This window comes from Agrococcus beijingensis, assembly GCF_030758955.1.
Lineage (GTDB): Bacteria > Actinomycetota > Actinomycetes > Actinomycetales > Microbacteriaceae > Agrococcus > Agrococcus beijingensis.
On record NZ_CP132360.1, the window covers coordinates 754,782 to 775,553 of the forward strand.

The window sequence follows — 20,772 nt, forward strand, 5'->3', positions numbered from 1 at the left end:
GTCGAGCCCCACCGGTACCGAACTGCGGGTCTGCGCCGCTGTCGCGCCCGCCGCCGCGGGGCTACGCTCGCGGCATGAGCCTCGTGGCGCCGGTGCCGAAGCGCATCCGCACGCGCGAGACCGTGCTCGGCATCGCCGCGCTGCTGGCGCTGCCGCTCATCCTGCTGCTGCCGCCGCTGATGCTGCAGGGCGTCGGCCCGATCACCGCTGAGAGCGCCTGCCCCGCCGTGACCGGGCCGGCCGGCTGCACGCCGAAGTACGCCGAGCAGGTGCTGGGCACCATCGCGCTGCTGCGGGTGGTCGCACCGGTGCTCGCGGCCATCACGCTGCTCGTGGCCGCGGTGCTCATCCTGCGCGGACGCCGCTCGTGGCCGACCGCAGTGCTCGGCGCGGTGCTGACCGCGGCGGCGGTGCTCGGCCACGTCGAGATCGCGACGCAGAACGCGTCGGTGCCGTGACGCATCCGCCCGCCTTCGACCGCCCGTCGACGACCGAGGCGAGGCACTGATGCGCCGACCGATCCGCCGGATGCTGCGCCGGCTGCTGGCGCCCGTGTCGCGCACGCGCGCGTTCCGGCGCGTCGGGCCGCGGGCGCTGCCGGTCGCCGAGCGGTGGCTCGCGCGGCTCACCGGCGGGCGGCTGGTCGTCTCGGGGACCCTCGTACCGTCGCTCGTGCTGCACACCACCGGCGCGAAGAGCGGACTGCCGCGCACCAGCGAGCTGATGTACACGCCAGACGGGCAGGGCGGCGCGATCGTCGCCGGCACCAGCTTCGCGCGCGAGCGCCACCCGGCCTGGACCGCCAACCTCGCCGCCGACCCCGATGCGGAGGCGGTCGTGCGGGGGCTGCGGTACCCGGTGTTCGCGCAGCGCATCCGCGACTCCGAGCGCGATGCGACCTGGGCGCTGCTCGAGCGGCAGTGGCCCGGCTACCGCCAGTACGAGCGCGATTCAGGTCGCACGGTGCGGCTGTTCCGGCTGACGACGGATGCGGTCCCGTCGCCGTTCACCGACCGGCTGAGGCGCGGCGGCTGCAGGCGCGGGGCTGGCAGGCTTCCGTGGCGGGCGAGCGCCAGCCCGTGCGCGGTGGGCCAGACTGTGCGCATGCGCATCCTCATCGCCGGCGCCACGAGCGCGCTCGGGCACGCCACCGCATCCGCTCTGCTCGAAGCGGGGCACCACGTCATCGCCGTCGGCTCGGATGCCGACCGCCTGGGGCTCGTGGATGCGTCGGAGCACTTCGCGTGCGACCTCACCGACCCAGAGGCGGTCGCCGAGCTGGCCGTGGCGGTCGGCGAGCTCGACGGGCTCGTGCACCTCGTCGGCGGCTGGCGCGGCGGCGGCGGGCTGGCCGGGCAGTCGGACGCCGACTGGGCCTGGCTCGAGGCTCGCGTGCTGACCACGCTGCGGAACACCACGCGCGCGTTCGCGCCGGCGATCGGCCGCTCATCAGCGGGCGTCATCGCGATCGTCTCGTCGAAGGGCGTCGATCGGCCGACCGCGGGCAACGCCAACTACGTCGCCCTGAAGGCGGCGGCCGAGGCGTGGGTCGCGGCGGTTGGCCACGAGCTGCGCGCGACGCCCGCCCGCACGGTCGTGAAGCGCGTGAAGGCGCTGGTCTCCGATGCCGACCGGGCCGCGCAGCCCGACCGCGACTTCGCCGGCTCGACCGATGTCGCCGACCTCGCGGCCGAACTCGCCGCCGAATTCGCCGCCTGAGCGCCCCGGGCTCGCAGCCTCGACGGAGCCAGTGGTCGCGTGAGGGCAGCATCCCCTCCTGATGCCACTGGCCCCGTTGAGATCGCGACGCCCAGCGCGGAGCGCCGTGCGGGCCGTGCGGCTCAGTCGCGGCGGGTGAGCACGAACACCGGGATCAGGCGCTCGGTCTTCTCCTGGTAGTCGGCGTAGGGCGGGAAGGCGGCGACCGCCCGCTCCCACCACGCGTCGCGCTCCGCGCCCGGCTCGAGCTCGCGCGCCTCGTAGTCGTGCTTCTCGGCGCCGTCCTGCAACTCGACGTGCGGCTGCGCCTTCAGGTTGAAGTACCAGACCGGATGCTTCGGGGCACCGCCGAGCGACGCCACGACCGCGTACTCCCCGTCGTGCTCGACGCGCATGAGCGCGGTCTTGCGCAGCTTGCCGCTCTTCGCGCCGACCGAGGTCAGCAGGATGATCGGCATGCCCTGCAGGGTGTTGGCCTCGGCTCCGTTCGAGGCCTCGAAGGCCTCAGCCTGCTTGCGCGCCCAGTCGGATGTGCTGGGCTCGTACTCGCCGTCCAGTGGCATGTGCTCCCTCTCTCAACGTGTCAGGTGTCGCTTCGTTGCAATTATCTCGCCGAGCACACACCTCGCACGTTGAGAAACCAGCGCTACAGGCGACCGACGCGGGTGACGCGCACGACCGCACGCCCCGCATCCGCCGACGCATGCAGGTCGATGGTCGCCCAGATGCGCCAGTCGTGGTCGCCCGCCGGGTCGGCGAGGATCTGCTGCACCGACCACTCGGCGTGACCCTCGTCGATGTCGAGCATGCGCGAGCTGCGGGCGTCGGCGCCGGTGCCGATCGACGCGTGCTCCTCGTAGTACGCGTCGAGCGCGTCGCCCCAGGCGTCGGCGTCGAAGCCGGCCTCGGCGTCGAGCTCGCCGAGCTCGTCGTGCTTGTCGAGCGCCGCCAGCTGCACCCGCCGGAACATCTCGTTGCGCACCAGCACCCTGAACGCCCGCGGATTCGCGACCACCGAGGGCGGCGGGGGCGGCAGCACCGGCGCCTCGCCGGGAGCCGTGGGGTGCATGAGCTCCTCCCACTCGTCGAGCAGGCTCGAGTCGACCTGCCGCACGACTTCGCCGAGCCACTCGATGAGGTCGAGCAGCTCCTCGGTCTTCGCGTCGGCCGGCACTGTCTGCCGGATCGCCCGGTAGGCATCCGACAGGTAGCGCAGCACGAGCCCCTCGCGCGCCGCGAGCGCGTAGTGCTGCACGTAGTCGGCGAAGGTCATCGCCCGCTCCCACATGTCGCGCACGACCGACTTCGGCGACAGCTCGAAGTCGCTCACCCACGGCTGCGACGCTGCGAAGAACTTCAGCGACTCGGTGAGCAGCTCGTCGAGCGGCTTCGGGTGCGTGACCTCCTCGAGCAGCTCCATGCGCTGGTCGTACTCGATGCCCTCGGCCTTCATCGCGCCGATCGCCTCGCCCCGCGCCAGGAACTGCTGCTGCGACAGGATCGGCCGCGGGTCGTCGAGCGTCGACTCGATCACCGAGATGACATCGAGCGGATGCGTCGGGTCGTCCGGGTCGAGCACGTCGATGACCGCGAGTGCGAACGGGGAGAGCGGCTGGTTGAGCGCGAAGTTCGGCTGCAATTCGACCGTCAGGCGGATGCGGTCGTGGCCGCCGGCCGGATCGGGGTGCTGCTCGACGACGCCAGCGGTGCGGAGCGTGCGGTAGATCGCGAGCGCCCGCCGCTCGAGCGCCAGCTTGCCGCGCCACGGCTCGTGGGAGTCGGCGATCAGCTGCCGCACGTCGGCGAAGGCGTCGCCGCCGCGGCCGATCACGTTGAGCAGCATCGAGTGGCTCACCTGCATGCTCGACTGCAGCGGCTCCGGCTCGGCGTTGATGAGCTTCTCGAACGACGGCTGCCCCCACGAGACGAAGCCCTCGGGCGCCTTCTTCCGCACCAGCTTGCGGCGCTGCTTCGGGTCGTCACCGGCCTTCGCCAGCATCTTCGCGTTCTCGGCCTCGTGCTCAGGTGCCTGTGCCACCACCGTGCCGGCGGTGTCGTAGCCCGCCCGACCCGCGCGCCCCGCGATCTGGTGGAACTCGCGCGCCGTGAGCTGACGCATCCGTGTGCCGTCGAACTTCGTCAGGCCCGTGAGCAGCACCGTGCGGATGGGCACGTTGATGCCGACGCCGAGGGTGTCGGTGCCGCAGATGACGCGCAGCAGCCCCTGCTGCGCGAGCTGCTCGACGAGCCGGCGGTACTTCGGCAGCATGCCCGCGTGGTGCACGCCGATGCCGCTGCGCACCAGTCGCGAGAGGGTCTGGCCGAAGCGGGTGGTGAAGCGGAAGTCGCCGATCGCGGCGGCGATCTCGTCGCGCTGCTCGCGGGTGGTGATCTTGCCCGAGGTGAGCGCCTGCGCCCGCTCGAGCGCGGCGGCCTGCGAGAAGTGCACGATGTAGACGGGGGCGCGCTGGGTGCTCAGCAGCTCTTCGATCGTCTCGTGCACGGGCGTCATCGCGTACTCGTAGCTGAGCGGCACGGGGCGCTCGACGCCGGTGACGAGCGCGGTCTCGCGGCCGGTGCGCTTCGTCAGGTCGTCAGCGATGCGGGTGACGTCGCCGAGCGTCGCCGACATCAGGATGAACTGCACGTGCGGCAGCGTCAGCAGCGGCACCTGCCACGCCCAGCCGCGCTGGGGGTCGGCGTAGAAGTGGAACTCGTCCATCACGACCTGGCCGACCTCGGTGCGCTCGCCGTTGCGGAGGGCCAGGTTGGCGAGGATCTCGGCGGTGCAGCAGATGATTGGGGCGTCGGCGTTGACCGACGAGTCGCCGGTGACCATGCCGACGTTCTCGGCGCCGAACACCTCGACGAGCGCGAAGAACTTCTCGCTCACGAGCGCCTTGATCGGCGCCGTGTAGAAGCTTCGCTGCCCCTGCGCCAGGGCGGCGAAGTGGGCGCCCATCGCGACCAGCGACTTGCCGGTGCCGGTGGGCGTCGAGAGGATCAGGTTCGCGCCGCTGACGATCTCGATCAGCGACTCCTCCTGCGCCGGGTAGAGCGGCAGCCCGCGCTCGGCGGACCAGGCGGCGAACGCGTCGAACGCTTCGTCGGGGTCCCAGGGGGACGGGGTGTGGTCGAGGAGGGGCATCGGGTCGAGTCTGGCGCACTTGGGCGGGGAGGCTGCCGCCTCGGTTGGGGCTCCGGAAGATTCGGGCGGATGCGGGCTCCCAGGTGGATCATCCAGCCGGATGCTCGCAGCGCCGCGAATCTTCCGGCTCGCGCGAGTCCTCCGGTAGAATCTCCTGTGCTCCCCGATCCCCTCACCTGCTCCGACGACGTCCGCGACCGGGTCGAGCACCCCGCGCCACAGGCCGCGCCGGCCGCTGCCGAGTCGCCCGCAACCCTCGACCCCGCCGACGTCGCGACGACCCTCCGCGTGCTCGAGACCCTCCACGCCATGGATCGCGACGACCCGCACTACGTCGCGGTGCGGCAGGCGACCGCGAACATGTTCAAGGAGGTCAAGCTCGCCAGCCGCAAGGCGAAGCACGCGCGCATCCAGGCCGCCGACCGCGCTGTCGTCGCCGCGACCGCCACCGGAGCGCCCGACCGCATCGATGACGAGACCCGCGGCATCCCGCTCGCCACCCGCGTCGCGGCGCCGACCGCGGGCGAGCTGCTCCGCTCGCGCGGCTGCTACATCTGCAAGCAGCAGTACACGCTGGTCGACGCGTTCTACCACCAGCTCTGCCCCGACTGCGCGGCCCTCAGCCACGCCAAGCGCGACGCCGGCACCGACCTCGCCGGCAAGCGGGCGCTGCTCACCGGCGGCCGCGCCAAGATCGGCATGCACATCGCACTGCGGCTGCTGCGCGACGGCGCCCACACGACGATCACGACGCGGTTCCCGAGGGATGCGGTGCGTCGCTTCACGTCGCTGCCCGACTCTGCGGAGTGGATCGATCGTCTGAAGGTGGTCGGCATCGATCTGCGCGACCCGGCGCAGGTCGTCGGTCTCGCCGAGGACGTCGCCGCAGCCGGCCCGCTCGACATCCTCATCAACAACGCCGCGCAGACGGTGCGCCGCTCCCCCGGCGCCTACGCGCCGCTGGTCGATGCGGAGCTCGCCCCGCTGCCCGACGGGCCACTGCCCGAACTGGTCACCTTCGGGCACACGAACGACGCGCATCCGCTCGCTCTTGCCGCCTCGGTGGCGGCCCACCCCATCCTCGCGAGCGCCGCGAAGACCGCCGACGAGCTGACGGCGCAGGCCATGGCCGCCGGCAGCAGCTCGCTCGAGCGGCTCGCCGCCGGCACCGCGATCGATGCCGGCGGGCTGCTGCCTGACGAGCACCACATCAACAGCTGGACGCAGCACGTCGACCAGGTCGAGCCGCTCGAGATGCTCGAGGTGCAGCTGGCCAACATGACCGCGCCGTTCCTGCTGGTGTCGAGGCTGCGGCCGGCGCTCGCCGCGTCGACCGCGCGGCGCAAGTACATCGTGAACGTGTCGGCGATGGAGGGCGTGTTCGGCCGCGGCTACAAGGGGCCCGGCCACCCGCACACGAACATGGCGAAGGCGGCGCTCAACATGCTGACGCGCACGAGCGCCCGCGAGATGTTCGAGAGCGACCGGATCCTGATGACCGCCGTCGACACCGGCTGGATCACCGATGAGCGCCCCCACTTCACGAAGGTGCGGCTGGCCGAGGAGGGCTTCCACGCGCCGCTCGACCTGGTCGACGGCGCCGCCCGCGTCTATGACCCGATCGTGCGCGGCGAGGCGGGCGAAGACCTGTTCGGCGTCTTCCTGAAGGACTACGCGCCGGGCTCGTGGTGAGCGCTTCGGCTGGTCGAGCAGCGGCCGCGGGCCGGGTCTCGAAGCCGTGACTCCGGCCGAGTTGCGCGCCCTCCCGCTCGGCACCCGCGTCGTCGTGCGCTACCGCCTGCACGGCGACGCGCATAAGGCGACGGATGCGCTGGGCGACCTGGTCGCGGTCGATGCGGCCACGTGCACGGTCGCCACGCGTCGCGGCGAGGTGCTGATCGCCATCGCCGACATCATCGCGGCGAAGCAGGTGCCGCCGCCCCCGGCGCCGCGCCCGCGCCCGCACCCGCACCCGCACCCGCGGGATTGATCTCAACGTGTGAGGTGTGCGTTCGGCGCACCTGGTGCGGCAACGCACCACCTCACACGTTGAGAACGTCAGCTCCAGGGAGCGCGGCGGTGCACGCCGCGCCGCACCAGGTCGAGCACGACCTCGCGCACGTACTCGGGCTGGAAGAGCACCTGCTCATAGGTGAAGCGCACCACCACGTAGCCGCGGCGCGTCAGCTCTGCGTCGCGGCGCCGATCCTTCGCCAGCTGCTCGGGCGAGGCGTGCCACGCCACCGAGTCGATCTCGACCACGAGCGAGCGACCGATCAGGAAGTCGACGAACTCGCCCTCCACCGGTGACGCCTGCTGCCGGAATGCGATGCGACAACGCCGGAGCATCGCGGCGAACTCCGACTCCGATCCGGAGCCCGCAGTTCCTGTCGCCCACGCCAGCCCGCGCGTGCGGCGACTCGGCAGCAGCTGCACCAGCTCAGCGAGGTCCTCGAGCGCGACGAGCTCCTTCGCGAGCGCCGTATCGGCGGCCGCCATCAGCTCGGTCTCGCTGATGCAGTGTGCCGCATTGGCCAGCGCGGCGATGGGTGCGTCGATGCCGAACCGCGGGCGTGACTCGTCGAGGCGGGACGGCGTCGCGTGCGCGACGACGCTGTCGTTCGCGCGAGTGCCGGCCGCTCGCACGCTGTGCGTGTTGCGCCGGATGCGCACGTGCAGCTTCTGGGGGCCGTGCGGCAGCCAGAGCTCGTGCTTGGCGAACGCCGTGACGCACGTCGCGACACCGCCGGCGCGCAGCGCCCGCGTCACCTCGTTCTGCAGACCGATCAGTGCGACCCAGCCGCGCAGCGGCGTCCAGATCTGCGAGCCCGACATCGCCTGCAGCTCCCCCTTCGAGACGACGTTGCGCGCCGCCTGCACGGTGCAGACCCCGCCCTCGCTCGCCAACCACTCCAGGAACTCCATGCGCGGAGGATGCCCGCCGGGGTGGTTGAGCCGGGACGGTCGGGCGCCGACCTGTGGAGAGTTCTCAACGTGTCAGGTGCGTGTTCGCCGCACAGGGTGCGCCGAACCGACACCTGACACGTTGAGATCAGGGCCGCGCGGGCGGGACTCGCACCTGGACGGCGGGCGGGGCGCCTGCTTGGCTGGCGCCGTGCAGCACGTCAGCTCAGCAGACGGCACGGCCATCGCCGTGCACCGCAGCGGGTCCGGCCGGCCCGTGGTGATCGTCGGCGGCGCGTTCTCGACGGCGCCCGACGGAGCCAGGCTCGCCGAGGCGATCGTCGCGCGCGGCTTCGAGGCGATCGCGTTCGACCGGCGGGCGCGCGGCGACAGCGGCGACACGAAGCCCTACGCGCCCGAGCGCGAAGCCGAGGATCTCACCGCCGTGATCGAGGCGGCAGGCGACAGCGCGATCGTGCTCGGCCACTCCTCCGGCGCGCTGCTCGCCCTGCTGGCCGCCGCGCACGGGGCGCCGATCGAGCACCTCTTCCTCTCCGAGCCGCCGATGCGGTTCGGCAAGGACGAGCCCGGCGACGACCTGCCGCAGCGCCTGCAGTCGCTCGTCGACGAGGGCCGCCCCGGCGAGGCGGTGACGCTGTTCCAGCTCGAGGGCGTCGGGCTGCCGCCCGCGATGGTCGAGCAGATCAAGGCATCGTCGCTGTTCGAGCACCTGACGACGCTCGCCCAGTCGACCGTGTACGACGCGACGATCGCGGCGGCCACCTCCAACCCCGACGCCCGGCTGCTCGGCATCGCGGTGCCGACGACGATCCTCGTGGGCGTCGAGACCATGCCCGTGCTCGAGCGGGCGGCGCCGATGCTGGCCGAGCGCATGCCCGCGGCCGAGCTCGTCAGGGTGCCCGAGTCGCGCAACCACGCGATCGATCCGCCCGCGACCGCCGCGATCATCGCCGAGCGCGTCGGCTGAGCGACCATGGGCACCGCGCTGCTCGACATGTCGATGTCGCTCGACGGCTACATCGCCGGCCCGGGCGACGCGCTCGAGCTGCCGGGCGGCGAGGGGTTCGCCCTGCACGACTGGTTCGGCGACCCGGATGCGCCTGCCGGCACCGAGGCAGACCTCCGCCAGTTCGCAGAGATCACGCAGGCGGGTGCGGTCCTCTCGGGCCGCCGCACGGCGCAGCAGACCGGCCACTGGGGCGGTGACCATCACGCCATGGGGGTGCCGATCTTCGTGGTGAGCCGAAGCGCGCCGCCGTCGGAGGTCGCCGACATGCCGCTGGTGCACTACGTGCGCGATGTCGTCGAGGCGATCGGGCAGGCGAAGGAGGCCGCCGGCGACCGGCACGTGCACATGATCGGCGCCGGCTGGGTGCCGGCCGCGATCGACGCCGGAGCGATCGACGAGATCCGCATCCACCACGTGCCACTCCTCATGGGTGGCGGGCGGCGGCTCTTCGACGTGCTGGCTCGGCCCGTGGCGCTCGAGATCCTGCAGGTCGACGCGGCGCCGAAGGCGACGCACATCCGCTACCGGGTGGTGCGCTGAGCCGCGCCGTGCCCGCTATCGTGACGCAGCGCATCCTGCGCCCGCGAGCGCAGCCGCGCGGCGCCGACTACCCGATCGTGATGCGCGGGCGGTGGGTGCGGCGCCAGATCACCAGCTCGGCGACCGCCAGGTTGATGAGCCAGCCGGCGGTCATCGCGACGGCCCGCGAGGTCTCGTCGGCGGAGCCGTAGATGATCGAGCCGGGGATCAGCGCGAAGGCCTGCGTGCCGGCGGCGACGCCGAGGGCGTAGGCGCGGGTCATCCAGGCGCCGTGGGCCACATAGCGCCGCTGCATCAATGCTCGCACCGCGAGCACCAGCGCGACCACCATGTACGTGCCGAACGCCCAGCGGATCACGAGCAGCGCCGGCCCGTCGCCGGGCGGCAGCTCGGTGGCGGTCGCCATCCAGAGCGCCGAGAGCGCCACGGCGAAGCCCGCCGGGATCAGCACGCGCCCCGCCATGCGATGCCAGCTGCCCCGCCCGCGCCGCAGCGAGGGGATGAACTGGAACGCCCCGAGCATGCCGAACACGACGCCGCCGACGATGTGCACGACCACCGGCACCGGGAAGTCGGTGAAGCGGGTCGCCTCGGGCATGATCGCTGGGCCGCCGAAGAGCTGGGTGATGCGCAGCGAGCCGGTGGTGATCGGGATGCTCACCAGCAGGATCAGCCCGACCGGCACCAGCCAGATCGCGCCCGACTGTGCGCGCGCTCGCGTGACGCTCATGCTCATCGTCTCCTCGCCCAGGCCGCGCGGCGCCGAACGCGCCCGTCGCGGGCCTGCACGGCAGGTCTACTCCGGTGCGGCCCGTGGCGACAGCCGGGTTTCCCCCGCACGCCCGATCGCGCCGCCGAGGCCGGTGTCAAGGCAGTCACGCGACCACGCGGCCGCACCGCCGACCGCAGGATACGATCGGAAGCCCGTCTGACTGGAGACCGCTGTGCTCACCGCGCCCCGCACCCACGCCGAGGATCTGGCCGACTTCGTCGAGGCCTCCCCCTCGAGCTACCACGCGGCGGCCGAGGTGGCCCGCCGCCTCGAGGGCGCCGGCTTCACGGCACTGCATGAGGCGGATGCGTGGCCCGAGCAGGCGGGCAGGTACCTGGTGGTGCGCGACGGCGCCGCGATCGCCTGGGTCGTGCCGCCGACCGCCACCGCCACCACGCCGGTGCGCGTGTTCGGCGCCCACACCGACTCCCCCGGATTCAAGCTCAAGCCGCAGCCGACCACCGGCCGGCTCGGCTGGCTGCAGGCGGGCGTCGAGGTCTACGGCGGGCCGCTGCTGAACTCGTGGCTCGACCGCGAGCTGCGCCTCGCCGGCCGGCTCGTGCTCGACGACGGCACCGAGGTGCTCGCCGACTCCGGCCCGCTGCTGCGCCTGCCGCAGCTCGCGATCCACCTCGACCGCACCGCCAACGAGGGGCTCACGCTCGACCGCCAGGCGCACACGCAGCCGGTGTGGGGGCTTGGCGCACCCGAGTCGGCCGATCTGCTCGCCGAGCTGGCCGCATCCGCCACCGACTCCGACGGCGGCAGCGCGCCGGTCGATGCCGCGCGCATCCGCGGCTACGACCTGACCACCGCCGACGCCGCGCGCGGCACGGTGTTCGGCAAGGACGACGCGTTCTTCGCCGCCGGACGCCTCGACGACCTCGCGAGCGTGCACGCGGGCGTCGTCGCGATGGCCGCGTTGGGCGCAGGGTCCGAGGGCCACGACTTCGAGGGCGACCACATCCCCGTGCTGGCCGTGTTCGACCACGAGGAGATCGGCTCGGAGACCCGCTCGGGCGCCGCAGGCCCGTTCCTCGAGGACGTGCTCGAGCGCATCGGCCTCGCCCTCGGCGCCGACCGGGCAGAGCGGATGCGTGCGCTCGCGTCATCGTGGTGCGTCTCGAGCGACGTCGGTCACTCGGTGCACCCGAACTACGCCGAGAAGCACGACCCGGTCGTGCGGCCGCTGCTCGGCGCCGGACCGATCCTGAAGATCAACGCCAACCAGCGCTACGCCACCGACGGCGTCGGCGCCGCCGCGTGGAGCGCGTGGTGCGAGGCGGCCGGCGTGCGCAGCCAGGAGTTCGTCTCGAACAACGCGGTGCCGTGCGGCTCGACGATCGGGCCGATCACGGCGACGCGGCTCGGCATCCGCACGGTCGACGTGGGCATCCCGATCCTGTCGATGCACTCGGCGCGCGAGCTGGCGGGCGTCAGCGATCTGTTCGACCTGTCGCGCGTCGCGGAGGCCTTCTTCCGCGGCTGACGTCAGCCCGCCCCCGGCGGCCCGTCGAGCACCGTCGGCACGTACTCCAGCAGCTGCAGCCCGCCCTCGAAGGTGCGCGACTGCACGAGCTCGAGCCGCACGTCCGGGTAGCCCTCGAAGATGCCGTCCTGGCCGGTGGCTCCGGTGATCACCGGGAACACCACGAGCCGCAAGCGGTCGACGAGTCCCGCTTCGAGCAGCGATCGGCAGAGCGAGATGCTGCCGAGCGTGCGCAGCGGCCGATCGCCCGACTGCTTCATCGCGCGCACCGCCTCGACCGCATCCGTCGTCACGAGCTTCGAGTTCGGCCACTCCAGCGGCTCGCTGAGCGTCGACGAGAACACCACCTTCGGCATCGCGCTCAGCTCGTCGACGCCCTCCTCGCCCGACTGCGCGAACGCCCACATGAGGCGGTAGGTGCTCGCGCCCATCAGGATCGGATGGTCGATCTCGGGCAGCTCGCCGAGCCACCGCAGGTACTCGTCGCTCTGCATGCCCCACCAGCCGGGCCAGCCCTCGGCGGCGCCGTAGCCGTCGAGCGAGCAGATGAAGTCGACGGTCAGCGGCTGCATGCGCGCTCCTCTCGACGCCCGGGCGGCGCCGGTGCCGGCGCGCTCCGGTCGCCCCCGAAAATAAGACGGGCGGATGCGGTGCGCAAGCCCCCGACGTCGGCCCGGCGTCGCGCGCGCCCCGCTGAGCGAAGCGCTGAGCGATCCGCCGACCGAGAGGCAGCGCGGCGCCCGGCAGGTAGCCGCAGGCCGCTACCGCTCGGGCGGACGGCTACCGCTCGGCGAAGTCGCGGCCGGCGATCAGCTGCCGGCGGCCGCGAGCTCCTGCCGACGCACGATCTCGTTGATCCAGGCGGGGGCGAAGGGCGACGTGCAGTTGGGCGGCGTCGGGTAGTCCTTCAGCACCTCGAGCCGCTCGCCGATCGCGAGCGCGCGGGCGCGCAGCGCCGGATGCGAGATGCCGATCTGCGCGAGGCAGTGGTTCATCGCCCACTGCTTGCGCTCCGGCGCATCCACCAGCTCGGCCTCGATCAGGTCGAGCAGGCCTGGCAGGTCGAGCCCGTCGGGCCGCTTCGCGACCCTGTCGATCGTGAGCGCCCATCCGGCACTGGCGACCACCGCATCCGCGTCGTCGAACCAGCGCAGGCGCAGCGCCTCGGCGTGCGGCGACTTCTTCACCACGTAGTTGACGAGCCAGTCGTGCACCTTCGGCGCGCGCGACTCGCGGAGCATCGCGTCGAGCTCGGCCTCCGAGAACGCCTTCGGCCGGCAGATGAGCAGCGCGAGCAGTCGCGCGGCCGTCTCGTCGGTCGCCCACAGCTCGAGCGCCAGCTCGTGCTGCGCCTTCAGCCGCTTCGCGATGGCGCGCAGCTTGCCGAGGTTGACGCCGTGGTCGTCGCCGTTGCGCTCGTTCACCTCGCGCGCTCGGGGATCGTCGAGCGCGGCCAGCTCGGCCAGCAGCTCGGGCACCGTGTCGGTCATCCCGATCACCTCCATGCTCAGCCTACGAGTCGCTGCTCAATTTCTTCTCGGGCCGGCGCTCCAGTCCGTCGAGCGCATGCGCGATGCGGTCCGCGTCCGGCAAGGCTGCCTGCTCAGCGGCGGGCAGTGTGTCGTAGGTGTAGGACGACACCGCGAGCGCACCCGACGCAGAGCTCAAGGAGTATCGGACTACCGCTTCGTTCTTGTCAGAGCACAGGAGGATGCCCACGGTCGGCGCGTGCTGGGGAAGTCGCATGAGGTCGTCGACCACCGCCACATAGAAGCCGAGTTGACCGATGTACTCCGGTTTGAACCTGCCCGCCTTCAGCTCGAACACCACGTACCGGAGCTGCTCGGTGTGGAAGAAGATCAGATCGACATAGAAGTCGTCGCCATCGATCTCCAGGTGCTTCTGCCGGTCGACGAAAGCCCATCCCGGCCCCAACTCGCGGAGCACCTCGACGAGCCGATCCATCATCGCTTGCTCGAGCTCGCGTTCCGCGGCGTCTGCTCGTAGTCCGAGGAAGTCGAAGACGTAGGGATCCTTGGAGAGCGCTTGGGCGAGCCGAGCGTCGGGCGCGTCGAGGTGGTCAGCGAAGCTGCTGGGCGCTGCGCCCACCCGCTGCTTCAGCTGACCCATGATGCTGTGCTCGAGCACAGCACGCGACCAGCCCTCCTCGGCCGCACGTGCCGCATACCAATCGCGCTCGTCCCGAGAGTCGAGCTTGCCCAGCAGCAGAGTGATGTGGCCCCATGGAAGTTGTGCAACAGGCTGTTGCACAATCGAGGAGCCATCGCTCCACTCCGCGGCGAAGCCGCGCATGTACATAAGGTTGCGGCGTGACAGGCCCGTCATCTCAGGAAACTCACGTCGCAGATCGTGAGCCAGCCGGTCCACGACCTTGGCGCCCCACCCGGCGGCTTCCTGCTGATCCAGGATCGTGCGGCCGATGTGCCAGTACAGACTGATCAGCTCGGCGTTCACCGAACGGCGGGCACGCATCTGCGCAGAGCGCACCCTGCGCTTGAGATCCGCCAATACCTTGTCGTACCGCGGAGGAAGCTCGACGGTGCTCATGGCTGGAAGCTAGCGCCGGCCACCGACATGCGGGAGCGCGACGCCGGTCGCATGGGGACGCGCCCTCACTCGTCGCCCAGCTGCCCCGTCATCCGATCCCGCATCGAGACCGACGCGTCGTTCAGCCCCACGAGCGACACCGCCTTCCCGAGCCGCGCGTACTTCGTCTCGATGGCGTCGAGGGCGGCGACGGTCGAGGCGTCCCAGATGTGCGAGCGCGACAGGTCGATCACGACCGACGAAGGGTCGTCGGCATACGCGAACTGGGTCGTCAGGTCGTTCGACGAGGCGAAGAACAGCTCGCCCTCCACGCTGTAGTGCGCCACCCCATCCGCCACCGAACGGCGCACCGACTGGAAGTGCGCCACCCGCCGCGCGAACAGCACCATCGCCACCACCGTGCCGACGATCACGCCGATCGCGAGGTTGTGCGTGATCACGACGACCACGACGGTCGCGACCATCACGAGCGTCTCAGAGAGCGGCATCCGCTTGAGCGTCGAGGGGCGGATGCTGTGCCAGTCGAACGTCGACACGACCACCATGATCATCACGGCCACGAGCGCCGCCATGGGGATGAGCGCCACGACGTCGCCGAGCACCACGACCAGCAGCAGCACGAAGACGCCGGCGAGGAAGGTGGAGACGCGCGAGCGGGCACCCGAGACCTTCACGTTGATCATCGTCTGGCCGATGACGGCGCAGCCGCCCATGCCGCCGAGGAGGCCCGAGGCGAGGTTGGCGACGCCCTGGCCCCACGACTCGCGGGTCTTGTTCGAGCGGGTGTCGGTGATGTCGTCGACGAGCTTCGCGGTGAGCAGCGACTCCATGAGGCCGACGAGCGCCATCGCGAAGGCGGTCGGGCCGATGATGCCGAGCGTCTCGAGCGTGAGCGGCACCTGCGGCACGAAGAGCTCGGGCAGCGAGCGCGGCAGGGCGCCCTGGTCGCCGACGTTCGGCACATCCCAGGCGAACACGAGCACGGCGGCGGTGAGCAGCACGACCGCGATGAGCGCCGCCGGCACGACCTGCTGCACCCGCGGCAGCAGCACGATCACCAGCACGCCGACCGCGACCAGCGGGTAGACGAGCCACGGCACCCCGAAGAGGTGCGGCAGCTGCGCGAGCAGCACCAGGATCGCGAGCGCGTTCACGAACCCGACCATCACGCTGCGCGGGATGAACCGCATCAGCCGCGCGACGCCCGCGAGCGCCAGCACGATCTGCATGACGCCGGCGAGCAGCACCGTGGCGATCAAGTAGTCGAACCCGTGCTCGCGCATGATCGGCGCGATCACCAGCGCGACGGCGCCGGTGGCGGCCGAGATCATCGCGGGCCGCCCGCCGACGAGCGCGATCGTGACGGCCATCACGAAGCTCGAGAACAGCCCCACGGCCGGGTCGACGCCGGCGATGATCGAGAACGAGATCGCCTCGGGAATGAGGGCGAGCGCCACCACGAGCCCGGCGAGCGCCTCGCGCGTGAGCAGCCTCGGGCTCTTCAGCACGGCGACGACGGATGGGTCGTCGCGGTACCGCTCACGCGGCGGGGCGGCGTCGATGGCCATGGGACTCCTCTGGGCCGCGGCGGGCGGCGTGGAAGGGGGAGAGCGCATCCGCCCTCCCCCGATCCTGTCAGCCGACCGGTGCCGGCTCGAACTCGACCTCGCCCGCCGACCGCGCCCGCCGCAGGTTGCGGCGCACGATCGGCCAGAAGATCGCCAGCGCGCCAGCGGCGATGAAGCTCGTGAGCACCTGGGCGCGACCGCCCTCGGTGCCGAGCATGATCACGACGATGCCGATGGCAGCGGCGATGAGCACGATGTTCAGCACCGGGAAGAGCCACACCTTGAGCTTCAGGTCGGCCTGCTCCTCGGGCGTCATCTTCACGCGCAGGCGCCACTGGGTGACGGCGATGAAGACGAAGACGAAGAGGGCCACGAGGCCGGTGGAGTTCATGATGAACTCGTAGATGCCCGAGCTCGGCGCGATGAAGTTGACGAGCGTGGCGACGAGTCCGCCGGCGGTCGAGGCGAGCACGGCCGCGACCGGCACGCCGCGCTTCGAGCGCTTCGACATGATCGCGGGGGCGAGCTTCTGCTCCGACAGGGCCGCGAACATCCGCGATGCCGAGTAGGTGCCCGAGTTCAGCACCGAGATGACCGCGGTGAAGATGACGAGGGTCATGATCTCCTCGGCGAACGGGATGCCGAGGAGGCCGAACACGTAGGCGAACGGCGGGATCTCGTCGGGCGTGGGCAGCTGGTCCCACGGCACGACCATGACGATCACGAGCACCGCGCCGACGTAGAAGAGCATCACGCGCCAGATGACGGTGTTCGCCGCCTGGCGGATGCCCTTGGCCGGGTCCTCCGACTCGGCGGCGGCCATGACGGCGATCTCGGCGCCGAAGTAGGCGAAGAGCACGAGCGCGATCGATGAGACGACCACGCCGAAGCCGTTGGGCATGAAGCCGCCGTGCTGCCAGAGGTTGGCGACCGACAGGGTCGAGTCGGGCCAGAGGCCGAACGCGAACAGCAGACCGGCGCCGAGGAAGACGACGATCGCGACGACCTTGATGCTCGCGAGCCAGAACTCCGTCTCGCCGAACGCGCGCAGCGAGATCAGGTTGGTCGTGACGAAGATCGCGAGGAGGATCAGCGAGCCGGCCCAGGCGGGCAGCGCCGGGAACCAGGCGTTCAGCATGCCGCCGCCGACGACCGCCTCGTAGGCGATGACGCCGACCCAGAAGTACCAGTAGAGCCAGCCGACGATGTAGGCGGCCCAGTCGCCGAGGCCGACGCGGGCGTACTCCATGAACGAGCCGACGGCCGGGCGCACGGCGGCCATCTCGCCGAGCATGCGCATGGCGAGGAAGACGATGAGGCCGCCGCCGAGGTACGACAGGATCGACGCGGGGCCGGCGGCGAGGATCACGTTCGCCGAGCCGACGAACAGGCTCGCGCCGATGATGCCGCCGAGGGCGATCATCGTGACGTGGCGCGACTTGAGCTTCTTGCTCGTGGGGCCGTCGTCGACGGCGATGGCGGATGCGTCCGCCGGCGAGGCGAGCACGTCGCGTTCCGCGATCGGCTGCGGGTTGGAGTGGGAGTCAGTGGCCACGGAGGCGCCTTCCTGGTCGGTTCGCGCGCCGGCCCGAGAGCCGAAACACCGTCCTACTGTACTTATCTGACTTCGCGCGCCGCGCATCCGCCCTGTCGTGCCTGCGAAGGCGGCAGTGGCACCGGCGCTCTGTTACCGCCCGTGACACGGCCGAGCGCGGCCGTCGATGCCCGCTCGCTACCTGTGCCGCACAGCATGCAGAGCGGATGAGAGACCTGGCTCGTCGACGTCGCAGCAACCCGCGCAACCGCACGGGTGCTCCGGCCAGGACCGATGGAGAACCCGAATCGGCGACTGGCCCCGGCCGGCATCGACCGAGCCCGCCGGACATGCCCTAGGCATGCCCGGCAGCGGCGATCCTCGGTGCCACCGAGAGGACCACCGACGACCACGACAGAGCTCGCCCCGCCGCCCGGCGATCCGGCACCGCCGCGGCAGCCGCGCGTCGCGGGCTCGCTGCTCGGCAAGCGCCGGGTGCTCGCCTCCGCCTTCGTCGGCACCACCATCGAGTGGTACGACTTCTTCCTCTACGGCACCGCGTCCGCCCTGATCTTCAGCACCCAGTTCTTCCCCCAGGCGAGCCCGCTGGCCGGTACGGTCGCGTCGTTCGCGACGCTGGCGGTCGGCATCGTGGTGCGGCCGCTCGGCGGCATCATCGCCGGCCACCTGGGCGACCGCATCGGCCGCAAGTCGCTGCTGGTCGCCTCCCTGCTGCTCATGGGGTGGCGACGACGATCATCGGCCTGCTGCCCAAGTTCGCCCAGATCGGCTGGTGGGCGGTCGTCGGGCTGATCGTGCTGCGGCTGTTGCAGGGTCTCTCGGCCGGCGCCGAGCGGGGCGGCTCGGCGCTGCTGAGCGTCGAGCACTCCCCCGCCCGCCACCGCGGACTCTTCCGCTCGTTCACGCAGGTGGGCTCCTCGGCCGGCATGCTGCTGGCCACCGGCGCCTTCTTCCTCGTGCAGCACCTGCTGACCGCTGAGCAGTTCGCGGACTTCGGCTGGCGGATCCCGTTCCTCGCCTCGGCCGCGCTCGTCGTGGTGGGCCTGTGGATCCGGCTGGGCGTCGAGGACACCGCCGAGTTCACCGACCACCGCGCCACCGGCGCCGTGCCGCGCGCGCCGCTCGCGGTGCTGCTGCGCCACCACTGGCGGCCGGTGCTGGTGACGATCGGCCTGCGCCTGGGGCAGAACGCGGCGGAGGGTCTCGATCGCCGGCTACGCCGCGACCGGCGTCTTCGGCTGGGTGAGTTCGCGTTCCTCGACGCCGGACCGCTCTCGCTGCTGCCGCTGCTGCTCATCGTCGGCATCAACCTCGCGCATGAGTCCGTGTACGGCCCGCAGCCGGCGTGGTTCGCCGAGCAGTTCCCCGTGCACGTGCGCTACTCGGGCGTCAGCTTCGGCTACCAGGTCGGCTCGGTGCTCGGCGGCGGCCTCATGCCGATGATCGCCGCGCTGCTGCTCGCCGCCGGCGGCGGCACGCCGTGGTTGATCGCCGGCTGCCTGTCGGTGCTCGCCGCATCTCCATCGTCGCGGCCCTGCTCGCCAAGGATCCCGCGCGCGACCGTCGCGGCACCGAGCTGGGCGACCTGCATGACGCGACCCGGCCCATCCGCCCCGATGCCGAGCCGGCCGACGCCGCGCTCGTCACCGTCGCCGCCACCAACGCCAACGCCACCGCCAACGAGAGGACCACCCGATGACCCGCCCCTGCTGCTGAGCGCCTTTGACATGCTCGTGCCCGCGCACCAGTCCTCCGGGCTTTGGCGCCACCCGGAGTCGCAGGCGACCCGCTTCGATCGGCTCGACTACTGGACGACACTCGCGCGCACGCTCGAGGAGGGCGGCTTCTTGTCGCTGTTCCTCGCCGACATCCCGGGCGTCTACGACGTAGACGGCGACGGCATCGAGGCGGCCGCGCGCGGCGGCGTGCAGTACCCGGTGCTCGACCCGCTGGTGGCGGTGCCCGCGATGGCGGCCGTCACCGAGCGGCTCGGCTTCGGCGTGACGGCCTCCGTGACCTACGAGTCGCCCTACCTGCTGGCGCGCACGCTCACGACGCTCGACCACTTCACCGGCGGGCGGGTGGCATGGAACACCGTCACCTCCTATCACGATTCGGCGGCGCGCAACCTCGGCTACGAGCGGCAGCTGCCGCACGACCTGCGCTACGACCGCGCCGACGAGTACATGGAGGTCATGTACAAGCTGTTCGACGGCTCGTTCGAGCCGGGCGCGGTTGTGGACGACAAGGCGGCCGGCGTCTACCTCGACCCCGAGCGCGTGCACCCGGTGGAGCATGCCGGCGAGTGGTTCCAGGTGCCGGGCTACGCCCTCGCGCACCCGGGGCCGCAGGGAACGCCGTTCCTCTTCCAGGCAGGCGCCTCGAAGCGCGGGCAGGAGTTCTCGCTCGACCACGCCGAGGCGATCTTCTTCTCGGGCTCGACGCCGCAGCTCGTGCGCCGCTGGGTCGACGGCGTGCGGCAGGGGCTCGTGGAGCGGGGAAGGGCGGCGGATGCGGTGCGCATCCTCTCGATCGCGACGGTCGTCGTCGCCGACACGGATGAGGAGGCCGAGGCGCGGCTGGCCGCCTACCGGGAGCACGTCGACGTCGAGGGCGCGCGCGCTCTTCGGCGGGTGGACCGGCGTCGACCTCTCGGGGATGACCGGGATGCGAACCCTCGAGCACGTGCAGACCGAGGCCAACCACTCGGCGCTCGCGTCGTTCACGACGCTCTCGCCGGATCGCGTCTGGACGGTGCGCGACCTCGCCGAGTTCGTGGCGATCGGCGGGCGCGGCCCGGTGATCGTCGGCTCGCCGGCGACCGTCGTCGACGAGCTGGAGCGCTGGCGCGACGAGGCCGGCGTCGATGGCTTCAACATCTCGGCGGCCGTGAGGCCGGCCGACTTCGAGCGCTTCGCCGCGCTCGTGACGCCCGAGCTGCGGCATCGCGGCCTGCTGCCGGAGGCCGGCGACGAGCCGGTCGGGCTCACCCTGCGCGAGGCGTTCACCGGGGCCGGCCCGCAGCTGCCGGCTGTCCACAATGGCGCCGGGTACCGGCGCGAGGCGGCGCTGGCCGAGTAGCCCGTCTGGCCGGGGCGGCGGTTCCTCATCGGCATTGCGCCGGTCGAGGGGCCGCCACCATTCGTCGGTCGAGGAGCCGCCGAAGGCGGCGTCACGAGACCTCGCCTCAGCAGGAGCCCGCGACGTCAGCGTCTCAGCGCCGGTTGAACGCGGCCACCGCCGAGCTTCAGCGTCGGTGCCCCGCCCAGCAGCAGCACCTCCTCCGGCGCAAGCCGCTGCAGCGCGGTCGGCGACGGCGCTGGCACGCACGCGGTGCGGGCCAGCAGCAGCGGCGCCTCGACCGCCCCTGGCAGCGCATCAGGGAAGCCCAGCGCGCTCGCGATCAGGATCTCGTCGAGCACGGCGCGCGGCACCGAGCCTGTCGGCCGCCACCCGCATGTCGCGCAGATCCTGCATGA

The 20,772-nt window shown here is 71.8% G+C and carries 18 protein-coding genes; 9 read left to right on the plus strand and 9 right to left on the minus strand.

What is annotated here, in order from left to right:
- Positions 1 to 74 precede the first annotated feature (74 nt).
- Together Q9250_RS03515 and Q9250_RS03520 are read left to right on the plus strand one after the other, a co-directional pair.
- Positions 75 to 458, plus strand: coding sequence for a hypothetical protein (locus tag Q9250_RS03515; RefSeq protein ID WP_306233196.1), 384 nt, complete (start codon positions 75 to 77; stop codon positions 456 to 458).
- 49 nt (positions 459 to 507) lie between these two features.
- The gene (locus Q9250_RS03520; RefSeq protein WP_306233197.1) at positions 508 to 1,719 is read left to right on the plus strand and encodes a nitroreductase/quinone reductase family protein; all 1,212 of its coding nucleotides are present in this window, start codon (positions 508 to 510) and stop codon (positions 1,717 to 1,719) included.
- Positions 1,720 to 1,841: 122 nt separating this feature from the next.
- Here Q9250_RS03520 and Q9250_RS03525 read toward each other — a convergent pair whose 3' ends face one another.
- Both Q9250_RS03525 and Q9250_RS03530 read right to left on the minus strand, forming a co-directional pair.
- The gene (locus Q9250_RS03525; protein ID WP_306233198.1) at positions 1,842 to 2,282 is read right to left on the minus strand and encodes a nitroreductase family deazaflavin-dependent oxidoreductase; all 441 of its coding nucleotides are present in this window, start codon (positions 2,280 to 2,282) and stop codon (positions 1,842 to 1,844) included.
- Positions 2,283 to 2,365: 83 nt separating this feature from the next.
- A complete protein-coding gene (locus Q9250_RS03530) occupies positions 2,366 to 4,867 on the minus strand; it encodes a DEAD/DEAH box helicase (RefSeq protein WP_306233199.1) in 2,502 nt (833 codons plus the stop codon).
- A gap of 69 nt (positions 4,868 to 4,936) precedes the next feature.
- Between Q9250_RS03530 and Q9250_RS03535 the strand changes: the two genes are divergently transcribed.
- Complete coding sequence (locus Q9250_RS03535) at positions 4,937 to 6,559, plus strand: SDR family oxidoreductase (RefSeq protein ID WP_306233201.1); 1,623 nt, start codon at positions 4,937 to 4,939, stop codon at positions 6,557 to 6,559.
- Positions 6,560 to 6,620: 61 nt separating this feature from the next.
- A complete protein-coding gene (locus Q9250_RS03540) occupies positions 6,621 to 6,857 on the plus strand; it encodes a putative acetyltransferase (protein ID WP_306233202.1) in 237 nt (78 codons plus the stop codon).
- A gap of 68 nt (positions 6,858 to 6,925) precedes the next feature.
- On the opposite strand, the gene Q9250_RS03545 is transcribed toward Q9250_RS03540, so the two are convergent.
- Complete coding sequence (locus tag Q9250_RS03545; RefSeq protein ID WP_306233203.1) at positions 6,926 to 7,792, minus strand: endonuclease domain-containing protein; 867 nt, start codon at positions 7,790 to 7,792, stop codon at positions 6,926 to 6,928.
- A 190-nt stretch (positions 7,793 to 7,982) separates the two neighbouring features.
- Here Q9250_RS03545 and Q9250_RS03550 point away from each other — a divergent pair, with 190 nt between their 5' ends.
- Both Q9250_RS03550 and Q9250_RS03555 read left to right on the plus strand, forming a co-directional pair.
- Complete coding sequence (locus tag Q9250_RS03550) at positions 7,983 to 8,759, plus strand: alpha/beta fold hydrolase (protein ID WP_306233204.1); 777 nt, start codon at positions 7,983 to 7,985, stop codon at positions 8,757 to 8,759.
- Between the two features lie 6 nt (positions 8,760 to 8,765).
- Positions 8,766 to 9,341 (plus strand): dihydrofolate reductase family protein, encoded by a 576-nt coding sequence (locus Q9250_RS03555; RefSeq protein ID WP_306233206.1) that lies wholly within the window; start codon positions 8,766 to 8,768, stop codon positions 9,339 to 9,341.
- A gap of 67 nt (positions 9,342 to 9,408) precedes the next feature.
- Here Q9250_RS03555 and Q9250_RS03560 read toward each other — a convergent pair whose 3' ends face one another.
- Positions 9,409 to 10,071, minus strand: coding sequence for a DUF2306 domain-containing protein (locus Q9250_RS03560; protein WP_306233207.1), 663 nt, complete (start codon positions 10,069 to 10,071; stop codon positions 9,409 to 9,411).
- A gap of 214 nt (positions 10,072 to 10,285) precedes the next feature.
- On the opposite strand from Q9250_RS03560, the gene Q9250_RS03565 reads away from it, so the two are divergent.
- On the plus strand, positions 10,286 to 11,602 hold the full coding sequence (locus tag Q9250_RS03565) for a M18 family aminopeptidase (RefSeq protein ID WP_306233208.1): 1,317 nt from the start codon (positions 10,286 to 10,288) through the stop codon (positions 11,600 to 11,602).
- Between the two features lie 2 nt (positions 11,603 to 11,604).
- On the opposite strand, the gene Q9250_RS03570 is transcribed toward Q9250_RS03565, so the two are convergent.
- The 5 genes from Q9250_RS03570 to Q9250_RS03590 form a co-directional block, all read right to left on the minus strand.
- Positions 11,605 to 12,174: a dihydrofolate reductase family protein gene (locus tag Q9250_RS03570; RefSeq protein ID WP_306233209.1), complete on the minus strand. Its 570-nt coding sequence runs from the start codon at positions 12,172 to 12,174 to the stop codon at positions 11,605 to 11,607.
- 237 nt (positions 12,175 to 12,411) lie between these two features.
- Positions 12,412 to 13,107 (minus strand): DNA alkylation repair protein, encoded by a 696-nt coding sequence (locus Q9250_RS03575; RefSeq protein WP_422665069.1) that lies wholly within the window; start codon positions 13,105 to 13,107, stop codon positions 12,412 to 12,414.
- A 7-nt stretch (positions 13,108 to 13,114) separates the two neighbouring features.
- Positions 13,115 to 14,170, minus strand: a complete 1,056-nt coding sequence (locus Q9250_RS03580; RefSeq protein WP_306233211.1) for a PDDEXK nuclease domain-containing protein — start codon at positions 14,168 to 14,170, stop codon at positions 13,115 to 13,117.
- Between the two features lie 65 nt (positions 14,171 to 14,235).
- Positions 14,236 to 15,738 carry a SulP family inorganic anion transporter gene (locus Q9250_RS03585; protein WP_306233213.1) on the minus strand — a complete coding sequence of 501 codons (1,503 nt, stop codon included), beginning with the start codon at positions 15,736 to 15,738 and terminating at the stop codon, positions 14,236 to 14,238.
- Positions 15,739 to 15,805: 67 nt separating this feature from the next.
- Positions 15,806 to 17,293, minus strand: coding sequence for an amino acid permease (locus tag Q9250_RS03590; protein ID WP_306233218.1), 1,488 nt, complete (start codon positions 17,291 to 17,293; stop codon positions 15,806 to 15,808).
- Between the two features lie 363 nt (positions 17,294 to 17,656).
- On the opposite strand from Q9250_RS03590, the gene Q9250_RS03595 reads away from it, so the two are divergent.
- Both Q9250_RS03595 and Q9250_RS03600 read left to right on the plus strand, forming a co-directional pair.
- Positions 17,657 to 18,085 carry an MFS transporter gene (locus Q9250_RS03595; RefSeq protein ID WP_306233219.1) on the plus strand — a complete coding sequence of 143 codons (429 nt, stop codon included), beginning with the start codon at positions 17,657 to 17,659 and terminating at the stop codon, positions 18,083 to 18,085.
- Positions 18,016 to 20,772 carry an NtaA/DmoA family FMN-dependent monooxygenase gene (locus Q9250_RS03600; protein WP_306233220.1) on the plus strand — a complete coding sequence of 919 codons (2,757 nt, stop codon included), beginning with the start codon at positions 18,016 to 18,018 and terminating at the stop codon, positions 20,770 to 20,772. Before Q9250_RS03595 ends, Q9250_RS03600 begins: the two co-directional genes overlap by 70 nt.

What these genes read in the sequence shown, in the direction of transcription:
- Q9250_RS03515 (WP_306233196.1), top strand. Translation starts at nt 75, where the DNA reads ATGAGCCTCGTGGCGCCGGTGCCGAAGCGCATCCGCACGCGCGAGACC.
- Q9250_RS03520 (WP_306233197.1), top strand. Translation starts at nt 508, where the DNA reads ATGCGCCGACCGATCCGCCGGATGCTGCGCCGGCTGCTGGCGCCCGTG.
- Q9250_RS03525 (WP_306233198.1), bottom strand. Translation starts at nt 2,282, where the DNA reads ATGCCACTGGACGGCGAGTACGAGCCCAGCACATCCGACTGGGCGCGC.
- Q9250_RS03530 (WP_306233199.1), bottom strand. Translation starts at nt 4,867, where the DNA reads ATGCCCCTCCTCGACCACACCCCGTCCCCCTGGGACCCCGACGAAGCG.
- Q9250_RS03535 (WP_306233201.1), top strand. Translation starts at nt 4,937, where the DNA reads ATGCGGGCTCCCAGGTGGATCATCCAGCCGGATGCTCGCAGCGCCGCG.
- Q9250_RS03545 (WP_306233203.1), bottom strand. Translation starts at nt 7,792, where the DNA reads ATGGAGTTCCTGGAGTGGTTGGCGAGCGAGGGCGGGGTCTGCACCGTG.
- Q9250_RS03555 (WP_306233206.1), top strand. Translation starts at nt 8,766, where the DNA reads ATGGGCACCGCGCTGCTCGACATGTCGATGTCGCTCGACGGCTACATC.
- Q9250_RS03560 (WP_306233207.1), bottom strand. Translation starts at nt 10,071, where the DNA reads ATGAGCGTCACGCGAGCGCGCGCACAGTCGGGCGCGATCTGGCTGGTG.
- Q9250_RS03570 (WP_306233209.1), bottom strand. Translation starts at nt 12,174, where the DNA reads ATGCAGCCGCTGACCGTCGACTTCATCTGCTCGCTCGACGGCTACGGC.
- Q9250_RS03575 (WP_422665069.1), bottom strand. Translation starts at nt 13,107, where the DNA reads ATGGAGGTGATCGGGATGACCGACACGGTGCCCGAGCTGCTGGCCGAG.
- Q9250_RS03580 (WP_306233211.1), bottom strand. Translation starts at nt 14,170, where the DNA reads ATGAGCACCGTCGAGCTTCCTCCGCGGTACGACAAGGTATTGGCGGAT.
- Q9250_RS03585 (WP_306233213.1), bottom strand. Translation starts at nt 15,738, where the DNA reads ATGGCCATCGACGCCGCCCCGCCGCGTGAGCGGTACCGCGACGACCCA.